This window comes from Adhaeribacter swui (assembly GCF_014217805.1).
Classification (GTDB): domain Bacteria; phylum Bacteroidota; class Bacteroidia; order Cytophagales; family Hymenobacteraceae; genus Adhaeribacter; species Adhaeribacter swui.
Genome location: NZ_CP055156.1, coordinates 2,517,048 through 2,537,606, shown reverse-complemented (window position 1 = coordinate 2,537,606; position 20,559 = coordinate 2,517,048). Strand labels below are relative to the sequence as shown.

Below are 20,559 nucleotides of genomic sequence, written 5' to 3'. Positions count from 1 at the left end.
CTCAGGTGCTATCTAGTTTGAACGGGCTGCGTTTGCCTCATGGCCGACGGACCTCGTTTGGCTCTTTCGGGCGAGCGAGTAGGAACGTGCTGTGGCACGTTTCTACAAACCTCACCATGCCTCCTGCGTCAGCACCGGAACGCTAGATTCGCAGAATCCGAAAGGCCCTCAACAGCCAAACTGGTGTCTTTTGATTTACTTTGTAAAGAATGGGCGTAACGAGGATTTTAACTAAAAGTCAATCAAAGTTTAGTCATCTCCAAAGTGTTAGGAGTACTTCGCTAAATTAAACCTCCATCACCTAGATTTGACATTTTTAAAATTTTCTGTTATCCAGGAGGAATCTATTTAGCAGGTAGCCGACAGTTTCATTTTAAATGTTAGTACACTAGTTTATCAGATAATATTCAAAACTGCATCCTCTTCCATCAAACTTTAACTGCTTGTTTCGGTGGTTTGGAGCAGGAGTTCGTGGCATTGTTGGGCGATTTCGAGCTCTTCGTTGGTGGGAATTACCAGTACTTTCACCGGGGAATCGGGTTGATTGATTTCGCGGAGCTCTTTGCTGCGGATTTTGTTTTTTTCCTCGTCCAGCTTAATGCCCAGGTAATCCAGGTTGCGGCACACGCGGGCACGTACTTCAGCGTCGTTCTCACCTACGCCGGCGGTAAATACTACGGCATCTACCCCGTTTAACACGGCGGCATAAGCTCCCAAGTATTTTTTAATGCGGTAACTATACAACTCATACGCTAAATCGGCGGCGGCATCTCCTTCCTGAATGGCTTGGGTAATATCGCGCATGTCGCTGTGGCCGGTTAAGCCCAACATGCCGCTGCGTTTGTTCAATAAAGTATTTACCTGCTCCGGATCGTACCCAAGCTGGTTAATCAAATGGAAAACAACCGAAGGATCAATGTCGCCGGAACGGGTACCCATTACCAAACCGCTCAACGGCCCGAAACCCATGCTGGTATCTAGCGATTGCTTGTTTTTTATTGCGGCCATGCTACACCCGTTTCCCAGGTGAATGGTAATTAACCGGGCTTCCGGATTTTTTAAATATTGCGTGGCTTGCTCAGCTACATATTTATGACTGGTGCCATGAAAACCATACGTCCGGATACCTAAATCGGTGTAAAAAGACTCGGGCAAAGCGTAGCGAAACGCGTATTCGGGCAAGGTTTGGTGAAAAGCCGTATCAAAAACGGCTACTTGCCAGGCCCGCCGAAAAGCTTTTTCGGCCACCTCAATACCCAGGTAGTTCGATGGATTGTGCAAAGGTGCCAGCGGAAACAGTTTTTTAATTTCGGCCTTTACTTCCGGGGTAATAATGGTAGTGGCCGCAAAGCTTTCGCCGCCGTGTACCACCCGGTGCCCCACTACATCAATTTCGTCGGGGTCCCGAATTACCCCGGATTCCGGATCGGAGAGCAACTTACCAACTTCCTGTAAACCCGACGCATGATCGGGTAAATCCAAGGTACGGCTAATTACCTTTTTATCGGAACCGGTAAATATTTGGTGCGTAATAATCGAATTTTCTAACCCAATCCTTTCCACCAGACCGCTGCAAACCGGCTTCTCGGAAGGCATGCGAAACAACTGGTATTTAATAGAACTACTACCCGCATTAACAACAAATATATTCATGCAATTTTAAGTGATAAGTTTTACGTACGACGTAATACGTGTTTTGTAATTGAATTTTAAGCGGACTCCTTCGCTTGAAATAACCACCGTCCGGCTTTTATGATTAGTTGATTATTTATACTTCCTATTAGCCAAAGTGCATCGGTTCGCCCGGCCAGAGGCCTACCCAATGGTTAGCCACGTGCGAAGACGCTCGCGCCAGGAAATCGCCAGCAGAAAATTTTTAAAATTTTAAATTCTCAACCAACTTCCCCAACCTTCTAACCTTCTAACCTTCCAACTTTTCAACCTTGCAACTTTAAAACCTTTAAACCTGCAACTTGTAACCTGCAACCTTTAACTACCCCTGACTTTGGATAGCGGTAATCACGACGGTGTTAAAAATATCATCCACGGTGCAGCCGCGGCTTAAGTCATTTACTGGTTTGTTAAGGCCTTGCAGCATGGGGCCGATGGCTAAGGCACCGGTTTCGCGTTGCACGGCTTTGTATGTATTATTACCCGTATTTAAATCCGGGAAGATTAAAACACTGGCCTGGCCCGCTACTTCTGAGTTGGGTAATTTTTGTTTGCCTACTTCCGGGTCTACGGCTGCATCGTACTGAATCGGTCCTTCCACTTTTAAATCCGGGCGTTTCTGTTTTACAATTTCGGTGGCTAACCGCACTTTTTCTACCTCAGCGCCTTCGCCGGAAGTGCCCGATGAATACGACAACATGGCAATGCGCGGCTCAATGCCAAAACGCTGACTGCTCTCGGCAGAGGAAATCGCAATTTCGGCTAACTGCTCGGCGGTGGGATTCGGGTTTACGGCGCAATCGCCAAAAACCGATACACGGTCGGGCAAACACATAAAAAAGACCGACGATACAATAGATACGCCCGGTTTGGTTTTCACGAACTGCAAAGCTGGCCGGATGGTATGCAAAGTAGTATGTACCGCCCCCGACACCATACCGTCGGCGTGGCCTTTGTACACCATCATCGTCCCGAAATACGATACGTCCGTCATCAGGTCGTAAGCCATTTCGAGTTCCACGTTTTTGTTTTTCCGGAGCTCATACAATGTATGCACGTATTCTTCGTAATACTCCGACTCCGCGGGGTTAATAATACGCACGCGGCTCATATCCAGGGGCAAGCCCATGCGTTTAATCGCCGCGGCAATATCTGTAGCGTTGCCCAGTATGGTTAAATCTACCACTTCCTGGTTTATCAGGCGGGCTGCAGCCCGTAGAATGCGGTCGTCGTTGCCTTCGGGTAGTACAATGTGTTTTTTCTGGCTTTTGGCCCATTTTACCAGTTGGTACTGAAACATGTGCGGCGTAATTCCTTCGGCGGTAAAGGTTACTATCTTCTCGTCTAAAGCCGCCACGTCCACGTATTTCTCGAAAGTATCAATGGCTAGTTCAATTTTCTTGGGGTTATCCGGTGTGATCTGCGATTTAATAGCGCCAATTTCAGTGGTAGTCTGAAAAGTACCGGTTTTTACCGCAACAATGGGCACTACGGTTTGCAAACCTTCAATTAGTTGTATTATAGGTTCTTCGGGTTCGGAGCCGGCGGTAAGCACGATACCGGCAATCCGGGGGTAATTGGCCGATAAATTAGCCTGCAACGCACAAATAATAATATCGCCGCGGTCACCGGGCGTTACGATTAGTACATTGTCTTTAATGTGTTTGAGGAAGTTAGGCACCTGCATGGCCCCGGTCACAAAATTATCGACCTGGTTGCTGAGTTGTTGCTCCCCGAACAAGAGTTTACCCCCTAAACTTTGGCAAATCTCGTGCATGGTCGGGTTTTTTAAACTTTTATCTTCCGGGATTACCGCCGATATCAAACCCGGTGGTAATTGGCTCCGCAATAATTCCCGTACATCGTCGGCTTGCACCGGGTTTACTTTGTTGGCGATTATTGCAATAACCTGTACTTCGCGGGCTTCGAAATTGCGCCAGGCGGTAAACACCGCATTAATTACCTGGGCCGTAGTTTTATTTTCGCCGGAAACCACCAGAACTACCGGAATACCCAGGTTTTTAGCTACCGTAACGTTTATATCAAACTCAAAAGCAGTTCCTTCGCCGGTAAAATCGGTACCTTCTACTAAAGTAAAATCGTAGTTTTCTTCGAACTGCTTGTATTTACTAATAATGGTATCAATAATTTCGCCTTGGTTATTCGCTTCAATCATCCGCAAAACCTCACTTCCGGTAAAAGCAAAAGTATCGGCATACTGCACCGGTAAATTAAAATAATTCACGATGGTTTCGATGTGCACGTCTTTTTTATCCGTGGAACTGCTATTAATTATAGGTTTAAAGTAGCCGATCTTTTGGGCTTTCCCCAATAACATGTTTACCAAACCCAATGCCACCATTGATTTGCCGCTGTAAGGTTCTGCTGACGCAATAAAAATTGTTTTTGTCATAGTTTTAGATGGTAGTTTAGCTGTTAAACCGGCTTTACCCGAAATATAATAAGTTAAAAGACATACTCCCGTACCAGTGTTTTAGTTTTTATAGAGAGCTACTGTACCCAATATCCGCGTGCTTAAGTAGATTAAAAACCTTTAACTTTAAGCTACTTCTGTCCGCTACTACTACATTTTTTAAAATCTTCTTTTTTAGGCGGCGCTTACCCGGAACGAACCGAATTAAAAGCACGAATGTTTTACCATTTATGGATGCCGGTTTTGTAGCGACTGGTTACAAATTCCGGTGCCAAGATTACTATCTCGCCCGATTATATAAAATGACGAATCTTCTTTTTTTAAATAAATCTTTTTACCAGATATTCAATTTTTTAAAAAAATCCGGATGTAAGAACGTGCTGCTTGGTTGTTTTTGGCTGTTCGGTTATATGGATAGCGCCATGGCTCAATCATCGGCCAAAGTTTCGCCGATTGCCCTCCGCGCCGAACCTTTAAAATTTACGGTAAAAGAGTTTTATATTGCCGATGTAATAGACGACCGCTCCGATAAAAAAGCAGTTACCTATTTAATTCCACCTCCAGCATCGCCTACGGTTCCTTTAGCCACGGCAGCTCAGCCCATTGATTTGCAGGGGGGCGGGTTAAACGCGATCCGGGAGTTTGTAAAACAAAGCTGGCACCAGAACACCAAGCTCCGGCCTATTGTTATCCGGTTAAAAGAATGTAAAGTACAGGAAACCGCTAATGGCAAAGGCCGGGTAGATGGGCGTGTTTCTGTGGCAATGGCATTTGAGTTCCTACGCGAAGGCAAACCGGTGCATTTAGTAGAATACCGCGGCGGCGCCCGCTACGGCCGGCCGGCCAGTTCGCTTACGGTTATAGAACCTACCCTGCGCCAGGCCTTAATTGCCGGGTTAAGTTATATTAACACCTGGATGAACCAGGAAGCCGGTAAAAACGAAAAGCTAGCCACGGGCATTCAGGTAAATTTTACGGATTACCTCCGGAATGCCGAAGACGACACTGTTTTTTACTCGCCCAACCGCCCGCTTAACTGGAATGATTTTACCGCTACTCCTCGCGGAAGCCGGTATGCGGCCCTGGTTTTTCCGGGCTTCGCGTACCAAGGTGGCAGCGAAGTAGTAAATGGCGTTATTCAACTGAACCTTGCGGTAAAAGTATACGTTATCCGGAGTTCGTCATGGGTAAAACCTGTCGCCCGCGATGCCTACAGCATAAACCACGAACAACGGCATTTCGATATTGTTAAACTGGTAGCGGAGCGTTTTAAACGTAAGATTCAGCCCGATAGCTTAACCCTGGAAGATTATAACAGTATAGTGCAATACAAATTTATTGAGTCGTTCCGGGAAATGAACCGCTTGCAGGAGCAATACGACAGTGAAACCGGCCACGGTACCAACCAGGCCGCCCAGGCCGCCTGGAACAGCCGCATTGAAGCAGATTTGCGTAAATATGGGATTAAGCCGTAGTTGATTCACTTAGTTTTTATAGCAAAAAACAGGAAAATTTTAAGAAAACTGTATGGTGATAAAAAGAACATCAATCTTTAAAATAACTTAAATCAAGCATTTAAGTAAAAAATACAGGTCAACTTTGGAAAAAAAGGCACTTTTCTGGTTATTCGTTTTCTTAAATAGCTAATGCCTTATAAAATTGTGAGTACATGGCTGCTTCTTTGTTAGTTAATTCCCCCATTAAATGTCTGATTATTGATGATGACAGTTTCTCGGCCCGGATTATTCAAAAATTTATAAACGACACTGACTTTTTGGAGCTGGCAGGAGTTGCTAACGGAGGCATTGAAGCTACCCGCCTTTTACGCGACACCCTCGTAGACGTTTTATTTCTGGATATAGAAATGCCCGACATGTCGGGCCTGGATTTGCTCACCACCATTCAGAATAAAGATCTGCTGGTAATTGTTACCAGTGCCAGCCGCGAATACGCCGTAGAAGCTTTTGAACAGAACGTAATTGATTACCTCGTAAAGCCCATTACGTACCCGCGCTTTTTAATTGCCGCGCAAAAAGTATGCGATAAATTAAACCAAAAACAGCAACCCAGCAGCACCGCCGACTTTACTTTCGTGAAAGTTGAGCAGAAACTTGTAAAAATTTATTTCGCCGACATCCAGTACATCGAAGCCTTGGGCGATTACGTGCACATTGTATCAAATAACAAAAAAACCATTGTGTACGCTACCTTAAAAGCTACCGTTAGCCGGTTTCCGGCTAACAAATTTATCCGGGTGCACCGCTCTTTTATCGTTAACCTGGATGCCATTACTGCTGTAGAAGGCAACAACGTAGCCATCGGCAACAAGTTTATTCCTATTGGCGCCACTTATGCCCGCAATGTGCTGCAGTTGCTCAGCAAGTACTAACTAACTTTGCAGGTGCTGCTCGTACAGGTTATTTAAATCAGCATGAGCTAGTTCTACAAAATAACCGGCTATGTTCGCTGCCGTTGCCGCCACAAATCTTTCACCTTTTTCGGCCGTAGAAAGCGCCGGATTCCCTACCCCGGTATCGCTGGTAGCTTTAGTCCAGGCCCTTGGCGTCCAGGCCCAACCCTGCTGATGGGCTTTTAATAGCAATTTGTTGCTTTTTCCATCGCCGGCTTCCGAAAGTGGTAGCACCAAATCCGGGGCAATGTGCATTACGGCACTGGTTTCGAGTTCGCCGGCGTGGTCGCCGGGTTCATCAAAAAAGTCGGTATCCTTGGCGGTTCGCCACCAGTTTACCGCAGATATAAACATATCCGGGCAAGTGCCCTGCAATTCCCGGATCATTTGCCGGAAATCATTACCGCCGTGCGCATTTAAAATAACTAACTTTTTTACGTTTTGCCCCGAAAGGGAATCTACAATGTCGCGCAAAATTAAAGCCTGCGTGCTGGGGTTCAGGTTAATGGTAAACGGAATATCTAACTGGCCGGTATTTACCCCAAAAGCAATGGCAGGCAGCACCATCACTTTTACATCCTGCTCCCAGGCTAGCCCAGCAGCTTTGGCGGCTACGTGCTCCGCCAAAATAGTATCGGTGGCGTAGGGCATGTGGTAATTATGAGCTTCGGTGGCACCCCAGGGTAAAACGGCTACGTTGTAATGGGTGTCTTTTACCGTTTTCCAATTGGTTTCGCTTAATATATAAGGTCTAGGAGACATATTTTAAAATTGCAGGTGTAGTGGCTAAAAAGGCAAATTACAAAAAATACGGTATCCGGTTTTAAAAACGAATAAATTTTAAAATCAGGCTAATTTATCGAACAGGTTAAATAAAGAAGATTATAATCCTTAACCCGCCTTTTAACTTAAATCTTACTTTCAGCATCTTGTATTTGTTACAATATAAATACTTATATATAACCTCAGCCAGGTTACACTGTATTAGTCACAACCATCCGTTTTCATCAGAATAACCAAGCTGCTTTGCAGGGCATTTTTTAATTATAAGCCGCCCAACGTGGCCTTACGCTCAACATTTCTGAAATTAAATTTTATTTAAATATTTATAGAATAAGTAATAATTTTCTAGTGAATCAGCGTTCCTTTTAGTTAGTTTTTACTGTTATCAGAGTTGCGCTAATATTTTCATATTCCGGTTTTTACGCCTGTTCCGGAAAGGTTGCTTTTTTTTAAATTAGCGGCTAAATAGCAGTGTGAACGGCAACATCTTAGAAACAGCTTTACTCTTTAAAAATTCTCAGAGCATAGGATAACACTACTGCCGCTGTTTCATTTCGGTTGAATAATGATTTTCATGTTTGCAAACGTAAATCATTATTTGGTAAAGCTTTAGTTAGGCTTTTTTCGGGTTTAGCTTTTATTACAGGAGCTGGCAGTTTATTTTTTAAAAAATTATAATTTAACAATAATGCTGCCGGAGAACTTAGCATCCGCAATCAGATAAAATTTAAATTTTTAAGAAAATCAGTAGGTTTTCTCTGAACAACTAAAAATCTTAAATTATTAAAATTTTCATAAAGCGCTATTACCAAAACAATCTTTCAATTAAAATCTACTCTATGTAAAAACAGCGACTAACTATTCTTTTGCAGAAACTTAAATCTATTCTGTAGTTCTTAAAATTTATCAAACAAGGGTGCTTCCATCCGCTATTTAGTACTTCATCACGTTCGGGTTAAGTTTATAACCTGCTATTACCAGGTGGTTGCTTTAAACCACTATTACTTTCGCATTACTTAATCAGAAAACAAACAGTAACATGAAAATTAGTTTACCCATGCCAAACAGGAACCACACCGGGGTACGCAAGCTACATCTGCCGGTGGGTACTATGTTAAATTTAGCTTGTTTCGTTTTTATTTTTCTGTGGGCTACCACGTTTACTTACGCCCAAACTGCCATTTCGGGTAAAATCTCCGACGAAAAAGGCGAAGGGATTCCGGGCGCTACTGTTTTGGTAAAGGGCACTACCACCGGCGCAACCACCGACCCGAATGGCGGGTTTACACTAAATGCACCCAATGGAAACGGCGTTTTAGTGGTGTCTTTTATCGGCTATCAATCGAAAGAAGTGCCGATTAATAACCAGTCTACTATTAACGTAACCTTAGCGCCTGATACCAAAGCTTTGGACGAAGTGGTAGTTATTGGTTACGGTACCCAACGTAAATCAGACGTAACCGGCGCGGTTGCTACCGTAAAAGCCGAGCAATTGCAGGAACGCCCATCCCCATCCTTAAACCAGGCTTTAGCCGGCCGGATGGCAGGGGTACAGGTAAACAACAACTCGGGCCGTCCGGGTGGTCGTACTACCGTGCGGGTTCGGGGCTTCAGCTCTATTAACTCTTCCAACAACCCCTTATACGTGGTAGATGGTGTAATGCTGCCACAAGGTAACCAAGCCCAGTTCAGTAACGCCATCGATTACATTAACCCCAACGATATCGTATCGGTAGAGGTATTGAAAGATGCTTCGTCTACGGCTATTTACGGTGCCCGGGGCGCCAACGGCGTTATTTTGGTAACTACCAAACGCGGCAAAGCTGGCGAAGGCCAAGTTACTTATAATGCTGATTTTAGCGTGAATACCATCGGGCCAAATCGTCCGGAAGTTTTAAACGCTCGCGAATATTTAGCTACCGAAGATTTAGCTTATGCCAACATCGCTAAATACGATCCGGCCGGTTGGGCCCAGGGTAAATATGCTAATTTAGATCCAGTAAAGAGAAGAACAGATTTCAGCAAACAGTTTCCGGGGGTTTTCGACGAAAACTTACAGCCTTTGCACGACACCGACTGGATGAAAGAAATTACCCAAAATAAAATTTCGCAAAACCACCAATTAGGCTTTAGCGGCGGTAACGAACGTACTACTTATTCCTTCTCTTTAGGTTACCGCGACGACGAAGGCTTAGTAAAAACGTCGTACATGAAGCGGTACTCCGGCCGGTTTAGCATCGACGATCAAGTTAAAAAATGGTTAAAAGTAGGTGGTACTTTAAGCTATAATAACCAAACCGAAAACTTAGTAGATATTAACGATGCGGTAGCTCGCCAAATGGTAGAAGACTTCCCTTTCTTACCGGTAAGATACGCCAATGGCACTTACGCCAATAATCGGGATTATCCACAGGCCGAAGGTACCATGAGTTCGTATCACCGTTTAATGGGTCGTAGGTATATTTTAAATTCGCAAACTACCAACGGTAACGTATATTCTAACATTACCTTCTTCCCGGGTTTAGAAATGCGGACCGTATTGGGAGCTAATATCCTGACGCAGGAAACGAACGAGTCTAGCACCCGGACCTTATCTATTGCGGACCAAGGTTTTGCCCGGGCCTACAACCGGAAAGAAAGCTTCTGGTCGCTGGAAAACTACTTAACTTATAACAAGCAGTTTGCCGAAATTCACTCTATTACTGCATTAGCTGGTATTTCCTGGCAGGAAACCAACTTTTTTGATATGGACGCGCGGATCCGTGGTTTTGCTACCGATTATTTTGGATTTAATAACTTAGATGCGGGTTCTCTTCGCCCAGAAGTATTCTCGGAAGCTAACCGGTTTGCTTTTAGCTCTTACTTTGGCCGGATTAACTATAGCTTAAGAGATAAATATTTGCTTACCGTAACTGGTCGGGCTGATGGTTCTTCTAAGTTTGGTGCCAACAATAAGTTTTCCTTCTTCCCTTCTGCGGCTTTAGCCTGGCGGGTTTCTGAAGAAGAGTTCCTGAAAAGCAACCCTGTTATTTCTAATTTAAAATTACGGACCAGCTTTGGTTTAACCGGTAACTCCGAAATTCCGCCATATCAATCCATTGATATATTAAGCTCTACTTACGCTTATATATTTGGCGATACCCGGGTGGGTGGTACAGGCCTTAGCCGCTTGGCTAACCCCGATTTACGTTGGGAAAAAACAGCACAGTACGATGCCGGGGTAGAATTAGGTTTATTACAGAACCGGATTAGCTTAGAAGCTGATTTTTATTACCGCAAAACTACGGATATGTTATTGGATGCTCCGGCACCCCGTACCAGCGGTTACGGCTCTATCCGGAAGAACGTAGGCTCTATGGAAAACAAAGGGATTGAATTAACTTTAAATACCGTTAACGTTAATACCGGCGATTTCTCCTGGAATACTACCTTTAACGTTTCCATGAACCGGAACAAAGTACTTACCCTGGCTACACCAGCCGATATTTTTGGGGTAGGTGGCCCTAACTTTACGAACCAAACCAGCATTATCCGGATTGGTGAACCAGTAGGTTCTTTCTGGGGATTAAATCGTTTAGGCGTATGGAGCGAAGCCGAAAAAGACGAAGCTGCTAAATTCCGGAGCTATCGTAACGGTTTAACCATTCTGCCTGGCGATATTAAATACCAAGATGTAAACGGCGACTACGCTATTACCGATGCCGACCGGATGATTATTGGTAACGGTACTCCTAAAGCCTGGGGGGCATTTATCAACACGTTTAAGTATAAGAACCTCGATTTAACCGTTGAATTGCAGTACAACTACGGCAACGACATTTTAGATTTAACTTTGCACCCCAGCGAAGACCGCCAAGCTATTGCCAACAGCTACAAAACAGTTTTGGATGCTTGGACACCACAAAACCAGAACACGCAAATTGCTGAAATCCGGGATACCCGCGCTGGTTATGTTACCAACGTAGACTCTCGCTGGGTAAAAGATGGTTCATTCCTGCGGGGTCGTAACATTTTATTGGGTTACACCATTCCAGCGGAGCTGGCCAGCAAAATCCGTTTAAACCGCCTGCGCATTTATGGTTCCGTGCAGAATGCTTTCTTAGTTACCGGTAAAGATATTATCGGCGATCCGGAAGCTACTCCCACTAACCAGGATAATAACAACAGTGCTTTCTCGCAAGGTATTATCTGGCATGGTTATCCAAAGCCCCGCACCTTTATGCTTGGCTTACAGGTTACATTGTAATTCGTTTATCTAAAAAAGAGATTCACTATGAAGTTGAAAATATTTAAAAAAGTAAGCACCTCCTTGTTATTAGGTGCTATTTTACTCGGACCCACCTCCTGTAAAGATTTTTTGGATGAGAATCCGCCTTCTAACTTAACGCCGAACAATTTTTATACCATCCCGGATCACGCCGAAGCCGCTTTAGTTGCTGTTTACGCCGATTTACGGTTAGGTTACGATGGAGCTGGTATTTTCTCGTCGAGCTGGCAAATGCTGGAAGCACCCACCGGTACTTCCACTACTGAAACTGCCCAAAATTCGGACTTGAATAACTTGTATTCCCTGGTTTATGATGGTAACACCCAACATATCATTAACTGGTGGAATGGCATGTACCGGATTATTGCCAATGCGAACCTGCTGCTGGCCAAAGTACCAGGAATTACGCCTATGGACGAAGGGCAGAAAAACAGAGTACTGGGTCAGGCTCGGTTCTTACGGGCTTGGGCGTACTTTAATGCGGTCCGTTTGTGGGGCGATGTACCTTTAATTACCGAACCACAAACTATTGAATCGGCCGACTTCTTCCCGACCCGGGCTCCTCAGGAACAAGTTTATAACTTAATTATTGAGGATTTAAAAGCCGCCGAAGCGGCAGGCTTGCCCTGGATGGATGCAAGTGGTAAGGCTTCTACGGCCGCGGTAAAATCGCAATTAGCCCGGGTATACTTAACCATGGCGGGTTATCCTTTAAACAAAGGAACGGAGTACTATAAATTAGCAGCCGACAAAGCTTACGAAGTAATTACCTACGCTAATGCCAATCCTGGAGAGATTAACCTCTTCCCTACGTACATGGATGTGCATAGAGAAAGTACCGAAAACAAGTTGGAGCACATCTTCATGATTCAGTACAATACGCTGGTTGCCGGCAATCCTATGGAAAACATGTTCCCGAACTTTAAACCCGTAACTTACGCTGGTCCGGGCGGTACAGGTAGCACTATTCCTACACCCGAATTCTATAAGTCTTACGAACCAGGCGACTTACGGGCTAAGAACCAGGAAGGTTATTTTTACACCAGCTATTACACCAATGGCAACGGTGCTCCTTTCGATTTAGGCGCTCCTTATATTTTTAAACATTTTAATACTACCTCCAGTGGTTTTGCCGGTGTTGCTGGTTCCCGTAATAATAACCTGAACGTACCCCTCATTCGTTACGCCGAAGTGCTTTTAATGTACGCCGAAGCGCAGAATGAATTAGGTGGCCCTACGCCGGAGGCATACGCCGCTTTTAAAAGAATCCGGGACCGGGCGCAATTAACCACTCCTGATTTAGGCACTTACTCCCAAGCCAGCTTCCGGGAAGCTGTTTGGCGGGAACGCTGGCACGAATTGGCCTACGAACAAATTACCTGGTTCGATATGGTCCGGTTACGGAAGGTGTATAACGAAACTACTAACCAGTTCGACGAATTTGTTGGTCATCAGAACCAAGGCCGTTTCCCATTACAGGAAAGACACCTGCTGTTCCCGATTCCAATACCAGAAATTCAGAACAGCCCGAACCTGGTGCAGAACCCCGGCTATTAATTTTTTAAAAAATTATAACGCCCGCCTGGCTTACTAAGGCGCCAAGAAGCTACCCCTTTACTTTTAAGTGGTAGCTTCTTTTTTTTGTAGCTTTTTATTAGTGGAGTACAAATTATAAGTACGATCATTACTAACACTATAAAATAGTTAAGCCCAAATCCCGTTTATTCAATGGTTGGATATATTAACTTAAGTAGTTAACTTGTTCCCATTTTACAAAACACAGTGATTTTTTATTTACAAATTCTGCTCTCTTGATTGCCACTACCGCAAAACATACCAGTAACCATTTACCACTTAAAGACTTAACCGATTTCGATCAAGTTTACCGTAAGTACTGGTCAACGTTATTCGATGTTGCCTACCAGCGGGTGCGCTCCACCGAAAAAGCCGAAGAAATTATTCAGGATTTATTTGTAGAGCTCTGGGAAAAAAGAGAACAAATTATTATTAAAGAGTCCATGGAGGCATACCTTTTTGGCGCTTTAAAATTCAGGGTTTTAAATGCTTTACGAAACGAGCAAGTACGCACCGCCCACTTGCAGGTAGTGCGCAACGAAGCTGTTACAACAACCAATAGCCTGGAAGAAGAAATCAACAAAAAAGATTTAGAAGCAGCCTACCAAAACCAGGTAAACAGACTGCCCGAAAAATGCCGGGCGGCCTTTGAGCTAAGCCGCCAGGAACAGCTTTCTTTCAAAGAAATTGCTACCCAGTTAAACATTTCGGTTAATACCGTAGAAAAACACGTGGGCAAAGCCTTGCGGGCACTTCGCTTTCACTTAAAAGATTTTACTTTAACGGCCTTCTTTATCTGGTTTTTTTAAAAATTTTAATTTTTTGAGTCCAAAAACAACTATATTATTTCTTACCTCTTAAATTTATTAGCCTGATTGCGGGCAAGTTGGTAATCAAATTTAAAAAATTTAAAAAATTTTCTTCGGCAGAGTGGCGGTAAACCGATACCTGGCGTGTCATGGATATGAAACGCTAAATACCGGCAATGAAACCTGCCATTCAGGACCTGATTCAAAAATACCTACAAGGAAAAGCTACCGCAGAAGAAAAAGCGTTAGTAGACGCGTATTATCGTTCTTTTGCGAAAGAACAACCTTATACGCCTTATTTAACTCCCCAAAGCAAAGAATTACTAGAAGAAAAAATTTACGCAGGTATTCTGCAAAACATTGAAGCCGATCCAGTACCGGAAACCAAGCCAAATTTTAAATTTATTACAAACCCACGAGCCTTCTACTTTTCGGTAGCGGCTTCTTTTGTTGGTATACTACTGGCGTTCTCGTACTACTTTTTTATTCCCCAGGATCAGGTAGTATTAACTACTGCGTTAGGCCAGGTAGCCACTTTTACTTTACCAGATAACTCAAAAGTAACTTTAAACGGCAATTCAGAACTCCGCTACACCCCCTGGAGCGCTCACCAAACTCGGGAAGTAACCTTGCGTGGCGAAGCTTACTTTTCGGTGCAACACACTAAAAACCACCAAAAATTTTTAGTGCACCTTCCCGGTAAAATGCAGATAGAAGTACTCGGAACGGAGTTTAACGTAACCGGCCGGCCAAATAACACCCGGGTAGTATTAAACTCCGGCAAAGTGCGCTTACGGCTATCCAATACGCAAAAAAACACCCCCAAAGAAGTAGAAATGGAGCCCGGCGACATGGTAGAATTAGAACCTAAATCTGCCAAGGTAGCCAAAATAAAAGTTAACCCCGAAAAATACTCCTCGTGGAGCAGCTCCATGCTCGTTCTGGATAAAACAACCCTCCGGGAGTTAGTTAGCACCCTCGAAAACACCTATGGTTTACAAGTTACCGTACCCGACACCAGTTTGCTCCGGCATACCTTTTCGGGCAAAGTGCCCAAACAAGACGCTCAAATTTTATTACTGGGCTTAAGCAAAGCTTTTAATTTACAAATAACCAAAAAGGAGAACCAAATCATTATTCAAAAACACTAACACCTGCTTTTATCAGCCATTTCGAAGAATACCTATTCATTACTTTTAATACTTATGCGTTTTAACACCTTAATTCAATAATTTTTATGAAAGTAAAAATACCATTCAAAAGCATGGTCTGCCTTAGTGCATTGATCAGCTTTCATGTAAATGGACAACAAGTAGTATCTACCCAACTCACGGCTCGCAGTACCGGCACCGAAAAAGCCGCTGGTTTGCGCGCCACAAACAGCCTGGAGGGCGCTTTAAAAATTCTGGAGAAAAAGTACGCTGTAGCTTTTTTCTACAAAGACGAATTTGTTCAGAACAGAACGGTTACCATGGACAAACTGGATAACCGCAACCAAACCGTAGAAAAAGATTTAGAGGCTATTTTGAAGCCCCTACAACTTCGGTTTGAAAAAATTGGTGCCAATACCTACGTTATTTCGCCGGTAAAAGTATCTGATATCAGTACCGAAGGTAACAGCACTACCCCATTAAACGCTAACGCCAGCAACAACTTTGTAGCGGACTTATCGCATAACTCCAGCCTGCTTGCCAGTTCAGCAAAGAGCGCTGTGGTATTGGATATTACCGGTAAAGTAACCGACGAAAAAGGCGAAGGAATACCCGGCGTTACCGTTCTTTTAAAAGGTACATCTACCGGTACAGCCACTGGCCCTGATGGTAGTTTTACCTTAAGCACTCCGGATGGTACCGGTACCCTGGTAATATCTTTTATTGGGTACCAGACCCGCGAAGTTGCCATAAACAACCAAACTATCATTAATGTATCTTTAGCACCCGATACCAAAGCCTTAGAAGAAGTAGTAGTAGTGGGTTACGGTACCGTGCAAAAGCGCGAATTAACCAGTGCCGTTACCACCGTTACCGCTAAAGAATTCCAGCAAGGTGCTTTTAACAGCCCCATGCAGATGATTGAAGGTAAAGTAGCCGGCGTTACCGTTTCTAACCCTGCCGCCGCCGACCCCAATGCTTCTCCTTCGTTGCAATTACGGGGAGCTTCTTCGCTTAGAGCAGGTAACGAACCCTTGGTAATTATAGATGGTATGCCAGGTGGCGATCTGCGCAACATAGCCCAGCAGGATATAGAATCTATCTCGGTTTTACGAGATGCTTCTGCGGCAGCTATTTACGGTTCGCGGGGTGCTAACGGGGTTATTTTGGTGCAAACCAAACGCGGCGCTGCTGGCAGAGTTTCTGTTACTTACGACAGCTTTATAGATCATGATGCCGTAGCGGCTAAGCCCGAAATCCTTTCGGCCGAAGAATTTTTAGCTCGTGGAAGAGATCAGGATTTAGGTGCCCGTAATAACTGGTACAACGAATTAATCCGGAAAGATAACTTTGGACAAAATCACTCTTTAGCGGTTTCCGGAGGTAATGAAAATTCAGTATTCCGGATTTCTGGTCAATACCGCACGAAAACCGGTTTGGATATTGCATCCGACCGGAAAGAATACGGCTTACGGGCCAGCTTTCAACAAAAAGCGCTGGATGGATTACTCGAGTTAAACGGTAATTTCTCGTACCGGGTAGCTAACGAAGAGTATACCAATTACGGTGCTTTCCAGCAAGCTGTAAAGCTTAATCCTACTATTCCGATTATGGATCCTACCAATCCTACCCGGTACAATACCCTCCTGGGATATGATACCTATAATCCGGTACAAAACTTGTTAGCCCGCGAAAACGGCGCTGATCGGGAATATTCTATTGTGGACATAACCGCCAGAGTAAATATTTTAAAAAATCTGAATACCGAATTAAAATTAGCCCGTCAGGGACGGGATGCTTTAAGCCGGGAGTATCATTCTGGATTATCTGCCGAATCAGTAACTGGTGGCTATACTGGCCGGGCCCGTTTACAGGATGAAAAATGGACAGATTATACTTTAGAATGGTTAGGTAATTATTCTACCATTATTGGCAAGCACGAAATTAAAGCCCTGGGTGGTTATTCTTACCAGGAATTTAATAACTCTGCTTTCTGGGCGCAAAACCGCCGTTTCCCAACCGATGCCTTTGGTTATAACAATATAGGTGCCGGTAACTACGGTAATGGCCAACCCATTAACATGAACGATGTAATGGATTCCTGGAGAAGCAAAGAAAAAACTATTGCCTTCCTGGGTCGGGTAAATTATGCTTTCGATGATACTTACTTCTTAACCGGTTCGTTCCGGTACGAAGGAAACACCAAATTTGGAGCGAATAATAAATGGGGATTGTTCCCGGCAGCTTCTGCCGCTTACCGTATTTCTAAATTGCCCGTGTTCGCTGATATTGAAGCCATTAATGACTTAAAACTGCGGGTATCATACGGTGAAACGGGTCGTTCTGGCTTCCCAAGATATACCTCTATTGCTCGTTACGATGGTTATGGCCGGTATCAGAATGATGAAGGCCAGTGGATACAGGTTTACGGACCAGGTAATAATTACAACCCGGATATTCGTTGGGAAAAATCAATTGCTTATAACGCCGGTGTAGACTTTACTTTGTTTAATAATAAACTGAGCGGTAGTGTAGATGCTTTTATTCGCAAGAGCAGTGATTTGATTTCTGACTACCAGGTACCAGTACCTCCTTACCTGCACGAGCAAATGACCGTTAACGTAGGTACTACCAGCTCTAAAGGGGTTGAACTTAATGTAAACTGGGCAGTTATTGAAAACGAAAATTTCTCATACAACACTACTTTAACCGGTTCTTACACCAGAGCTAAGTTAGATAGCTGGTCCAACGAAACCTATAAAGCCGACTACATTGAACTGCAGGTAAACGGATCTGATCTTCCATCGCCAGGTAACCCAGGCCGGGCTTATCGCTTAGAAGATGGTACCAACATTGGCAACTTCTACGGATACAAATATGCCGGCGTAGACGAAAACGGAAATATCTTAGTATGGAAAAATGGTATAGAAGGTAGCGAAAAATTACGTGCTTCCGGTAACCAAATTCAAATAGATGCTGGCCGCGATAAAACCTACATTGGCAACGGTGCCCCTCGCTATGAACTAGGCTGGACAAATACCTTCGCTTACAAAAACATCGATTTATCCTTGTTCTTCCGCGGTCGCTTTAAATACGATATCCTGAATTTGTACCAAATGTATTATGGTTTACAGGCCGAAGCTAGCACTAACCTGTTAAAAGATGCTTACGAGCGTAATGGCCATATTAAATCAGGTAAAGTTATTACCGATTATTTCCTGGAAAAAGGTGACTTCTTAAAATTGGATAACATCACCTTAGGCTGGTCTCCAAAACTGGGAATTAAAAAAGTAAACAGTTTCCGGGTGTATGGTACGGTCAGAAACGTGTTTACGCTAACTAAATATACTGGCTTAGACCCAGCAGCAGTTGGTGTTTCTGGTTTAACTCCTGGGTACGGTGGCCTGGATGTTTATCCTATCTCCAGAAACTTTGCCCTAGGGATACAGATTACCTTATAAGTTTAATCGAGTTTGACCAATTTTATGTATTTAATCAAAATGAATAAAATTAAAATATTTTCTTTAGCCCTGGCGCTTACAACGGTAGTTCCCGCTTGTACCAACCTGGACGAAGAACCATTTGATGTTCTGGTCGCAGAGAATTATTACCAGGATAAAAATTCAATTATTGCTGCTGTTACACGCCCGTATGAACATGCTCATTGGAATGGTTGGGATGGAGACCGTTGGTTAATTTCTGAATTAACTGCTGACCAGTTTGTTTGGGCGCAAAAAGGAAGACACGGACAGGATGGTGGTGATTGGGTGCGTTTGCACCGCCACGAATGGACTTCCGAAGACAACCATATTAATGGTGGTTGGGTTGGTCCTTACCAAGGTATTGGCCAGTGTAACCAAATTATTACCGACTTAGAGAAACTTGATTATTCCAAAATGGGCTTGTCTGAAGCAGATAAAAAAGCGCATATTGGTGAATTAAGAGTATTACGGGCCTGGTTCTATACTTTCTTAATTGATTATTTCCGGAGTGTTCCTATATCTACCAAGGTTGGGGAGCGGGTTGGCCAATCTACTCCGCAAGAGGTATTTGCATTTATGGAGCAAGAATTAAAAGAAGCTTTACCAGGTTTACCGAAAAACGGAAAAGTTGGTCGTTGGGACCAAGCTGGGGCAGCGGCTATCTTAGTACGCATGTACATGAATGCTGAGAAGTGGATTGGTACTCCTAAGTACACCGAAGCAGCGCAATATGCCCAAGAGATTATAGATGGCACCTATGGCACCTATAGCCTCGATCCGGACTACAGAGGTCCGTTCCGGTCAGGTATCGGCGGCTACCGGTCTTCAGAAAATATTTTTGAATTCCCGCACGCTAAAAACATTTACGAGTTTGGCTGGATGTATAATGCGATGATGCACTACCAGGCCCGCTATTCTTTAGATAATGACTGGGGTGGCTGGAATGGTGTTACCTTAACTCCTTCGTTGGATCTGGAAGGCAACCTTTATCCTTATAAATTAGGAAAGCCTTACCAGAAATATTCTAACGACGATAAGCGCAAGCAGCCATTTAGAACAACCGCAACCGGAGTTAATTATGATGGTTTCTTCCTGATTGGTCAGCAATACGAGTTTAATAAAACAAAAGGGTTTGGCTATGATAGTACCAAAGTAATTAATGGTACCGAAGAGTATAATAATAAACCTTTAAAGTACGTAGACCAGGTAGGCCGTTTTTCAGAAGGTGCAGCTGGCATAGCTAAAGGCTCTCACGTGGAAACAGGCGAGGAAAACTCGGGAGTTAGATTTATTAAATTCCCTTGGTTGTCTATGACGCAGAACTTGTTTCAGTTTAACTCTGCTCCCGAAATTCGTTTAGCGGAGATTTACTACGCTTTAGCCGAAACGAAATACCGGGCCGGCGATAAAGCCGGTGCCGCTGCTTTATTGGATCAGGTGCGGGAGCGTAATTTCCCAGCCGATAAATGGCAGGCTAATAGCTACAGCGCTAATTTAAGCAAGCTAACTGATGATGAATTCGTGGATGAATTAGGTCGCGAATTCTTAGGCGAACGTCACCGGAGAACAGATCTGATTCGTTGGGATCGGTTTGGTGAAGAATGGTGGGATAAGGCCCGGGATTCTAAGGATGCAACAGTGTTCCCGATTCCGGCAAGACAATTAAATTCAAACCCACTTTTAAAACCTAACGGTTACTAGTATTATTTTTAAAGAAGCCGTCTTTACGAGACGGCTTCTTTACTTAATTACATCCATTAAATCTATTTTTAAAAATTACATCATTCTTCAGTTTAAAGAAATTGCCACTCCAGAGCTATAGTAACAAAAGGGCAAACACCATCCCGGTTTCATAAAAATTTATACCAAGGTTTAATAAATAAATACCATTGTTACATCAGGATTATTTTTTGATAAATCTGGATTTACCTATCAACTTTCAGTATTAAGTAATAAATTTAAGCCTAGATTATTTTT

General features: G+C 43.8%; 11 protein-coding genes. 8 read left to right on the top strand and 3 right to left on the bottom strand.

The window, feature by feature from the left end; genetic code table 11:
- Positions 1-435: 435 nt before the first annotated feature.
- Complete coding sequence (locus tag HUW51_RS11005; RefSeq protein ID WP_185274079.1) at positions 436-1,653, bottom strand: acetate/propionate family kinase; 1,218 nt, start codon at positions 1,651-1,653, stop codon at positions 436-438.
- A gap of 340 nt (positions 1,654-1,993) precedes the next feature.
- Positions 1,994-4,084 (bottom strand): phosphate acetyltransferase, encoded by a 2,091-nt coding sequence (pta, locus tag HUW51_RS11000; RefSeq protein ID WP_185274078.1) that lies wholly within the window; start codon positions 4,082-4,084, stop codon positions 1,994-1,996.
- 443 nt (positions 4,085-4,527) lie between these two features.
- Between pta and HUW51_RS10995 the strand changes: the two genes are divergently transcribed.
- Together HUW51_RS10995 and HUW51_RS10990 are read left to right on the top strand one after the other, a co-directional pair.
- Positions 4,528-5,580 (top strand): hypothetical protein, encoded by a 1,053-nt coding sequence (locus tag HUW51_RS10995; protein ID WP_228467005.1) that lies wholly within the window; start codon positions 4,528-4,530, stop codon positions 5,578-5,580.
- A 194-nt stretch (positions 5,581-5,774) separates the two neighbouring features.
- Entirely contained in the window at positions 5,775-6,494 is a 720-nt protein-coding gene (locus HUW51_RS10990) for a LytR/AlgR family response regulator transcription factor (RefSeq protein ID WP_185274077.1), read from the top strand.
- Here HUW51_RS10990 and HUW51_RS10985 read toward each other — a convergent pair whose 3' ends face one another.
- Complete coding sequence (locus tag HUW51_RS10985) at positions 6,495-7,277, bottom strand: creatininase family protein (protein ID WP_185274076.1); 783 nt, start codon at positions 7,275-7,277, stop codon at positions 6,495-6,497. It abuts the gene before it with no gap.
- Positions 7,278-8,337: 1,060 nt separating this feature from the next.
- Between HUW51_RS10985 and HUW51_RS10980 the strand changes: the two genes are divergently transcribed.
- From HUW51_RS10980 to HUW51_RS10955, 6 genes are all read left to right on the top strand, one after another.
- Complete coding sequence (locus tag HUW51_RS10980) at positions 8,338-11,544, top strand: SusC/RagA family TonB-linked outer membrane protein (RefSeq protein WP_228467004.1); 3,207 nt, start codon at positions 8,338-8,340, stop codon at positions 11,542-11,544.
- A gap of 27 nt (positions 11,545-11,571) precedes the next feature.
- Complete coding sequence (locus tag HUW51_RS10975; RefSeq protein WP_185274075.1) at positions 11,572-13,122, top strand: RagB/SusD family nutrient uptake outer membrane protein; 1,551 nt, start codon at positions 11,572-11,574, stop codon at positions 13,120-13,122.
- Positions 13,123-13,376: 254 nt separating this feature from the next.
- Positions 13,377-13,949, top strand: coding sequence for an RNA polymerase sigma-70 factor (locus tag HUW51_RS10970; RefSeq protein ID WP_185274074.1), 573 nt, complete (start codon positions 13,377-13,379; stop codon positions 13,947-13,949).
- A gap of 176 nt (positions 13,950-14,125) precedes the next feature.
- Positions 14,126-15,100 carry a FecR family protein gene (locus HUW51_RS10965; protein WP_185274073.1) on the top strand — a complete coding sequence of 325 codons (975 nt, stop codon included), beginning with the start codon at positions 14,126-14,128 and terminating at the stop codon, positions 15,098-15,100.
- An 86-nt stretch (positions 15,101-15,186) separates the two neighbouring features.
- A complete protein-coding gene (locus tag HUW51_RS10960) occupies positions 15,187-18,561 on the top strand; it encodes a SusC/RagA family TonB-linked outer membrane protein (RefSeq protein ID WP_185274072.1) in 3,375 nt (1,124 codons plus the stop codon).
- A gap of 39 nt (positions 18,562-18,600) precedes the next feature.
- Positions 18,601-20,283: a RagB/SusD family nutrient uptake outer membrane protein gene (locus HUW51_RS10955; RefSeq protein ID WP_185274071.1), complete on the top strand. Its 1,683-nt coding sequence runs from the start codon at positions 18,601-18,603 to the stop codon at positions 20,281-20,283.
- Positions 20,284-20,559: the final 276 nt, after the last annotated feature.

What these genes read in the sequence shown, in the direction of transcription:
- HUW51_RS11005 (WP_185274079.1), bottom strand. Translation starts at nt 1,653, where the DNA reads ATGAATATATTTGTTGTTAATGCGGGTAGTAGTTCTATTAAATACCAG.
- pta (WP_185274078.1), bottom strand. Translation starts at nt 4,084, where the DNA reads ATGACAAAAACAATTTTTATTGCGTCAGCAGAACCTTACAGCGGCAAA.
- HUW51_RS10995 (WP_228467005.1), top strand. Translation starts at nt 4,528, where the DNA reads ATGGCTCAATCATCGGCCAAAGTTTCGCCGATTGCCCTCCGCGCCGAA.
- HUW51_RS10990 (WP_185274077.1), top strand. Translation starts at nt 5,775, where the DNA reads ATGGCTGCTTCTTTGTTAGTTAATTCCCCCATTAAATGTCTGATTATT.
- HUW51_RS10985 (WP_185274076.1), bottom strand. Translation starts at nt 7,277, where the DNA reads ATGTCTCCTAGACCTTATATATTAAGCGAAACCAATTGGAAAACGGTA.
- HUW51_RS10980 (WP_228467004.1), top strand. Translation starts at nt 8,338, where the DNA reads ATGAAAATTAGTTTACCCATGCCAAACAGGAACCACACCGGGGTACGC.
- HUW51_RS10975 (WP_185274075.1), top strand. Translation starts at nt 11,572, where the DNA reads ATGAAGTTGAAAATATTTAAAAAAGTAAGCACCTCCTTGTTATTAGGT.
- HUW51_RS10965 (WP_185274073.1), top strand. Translation starts at nt 14,126, where the DNA reads ATGAAACCTGCCATTCAGGACCTGATTCAAAAATACCTACAAGGAAAA.
- HUW51_RS10960 (WP_185274072.1), top strand. Translation starts at nt 15,187, where the DNA reads ATGAAAGTAAAAATACCATTCAAAAGCATGGTCTGCCTTAGTGCATTG.
- HUW51_RS10955 (WP_185274071.1), top strand. Translation starts at nt 18,601, where the DNA reads ATGAATAAAATTAAAATATTTTCTTTAGCCCTGGCGCTTACAACGGTA.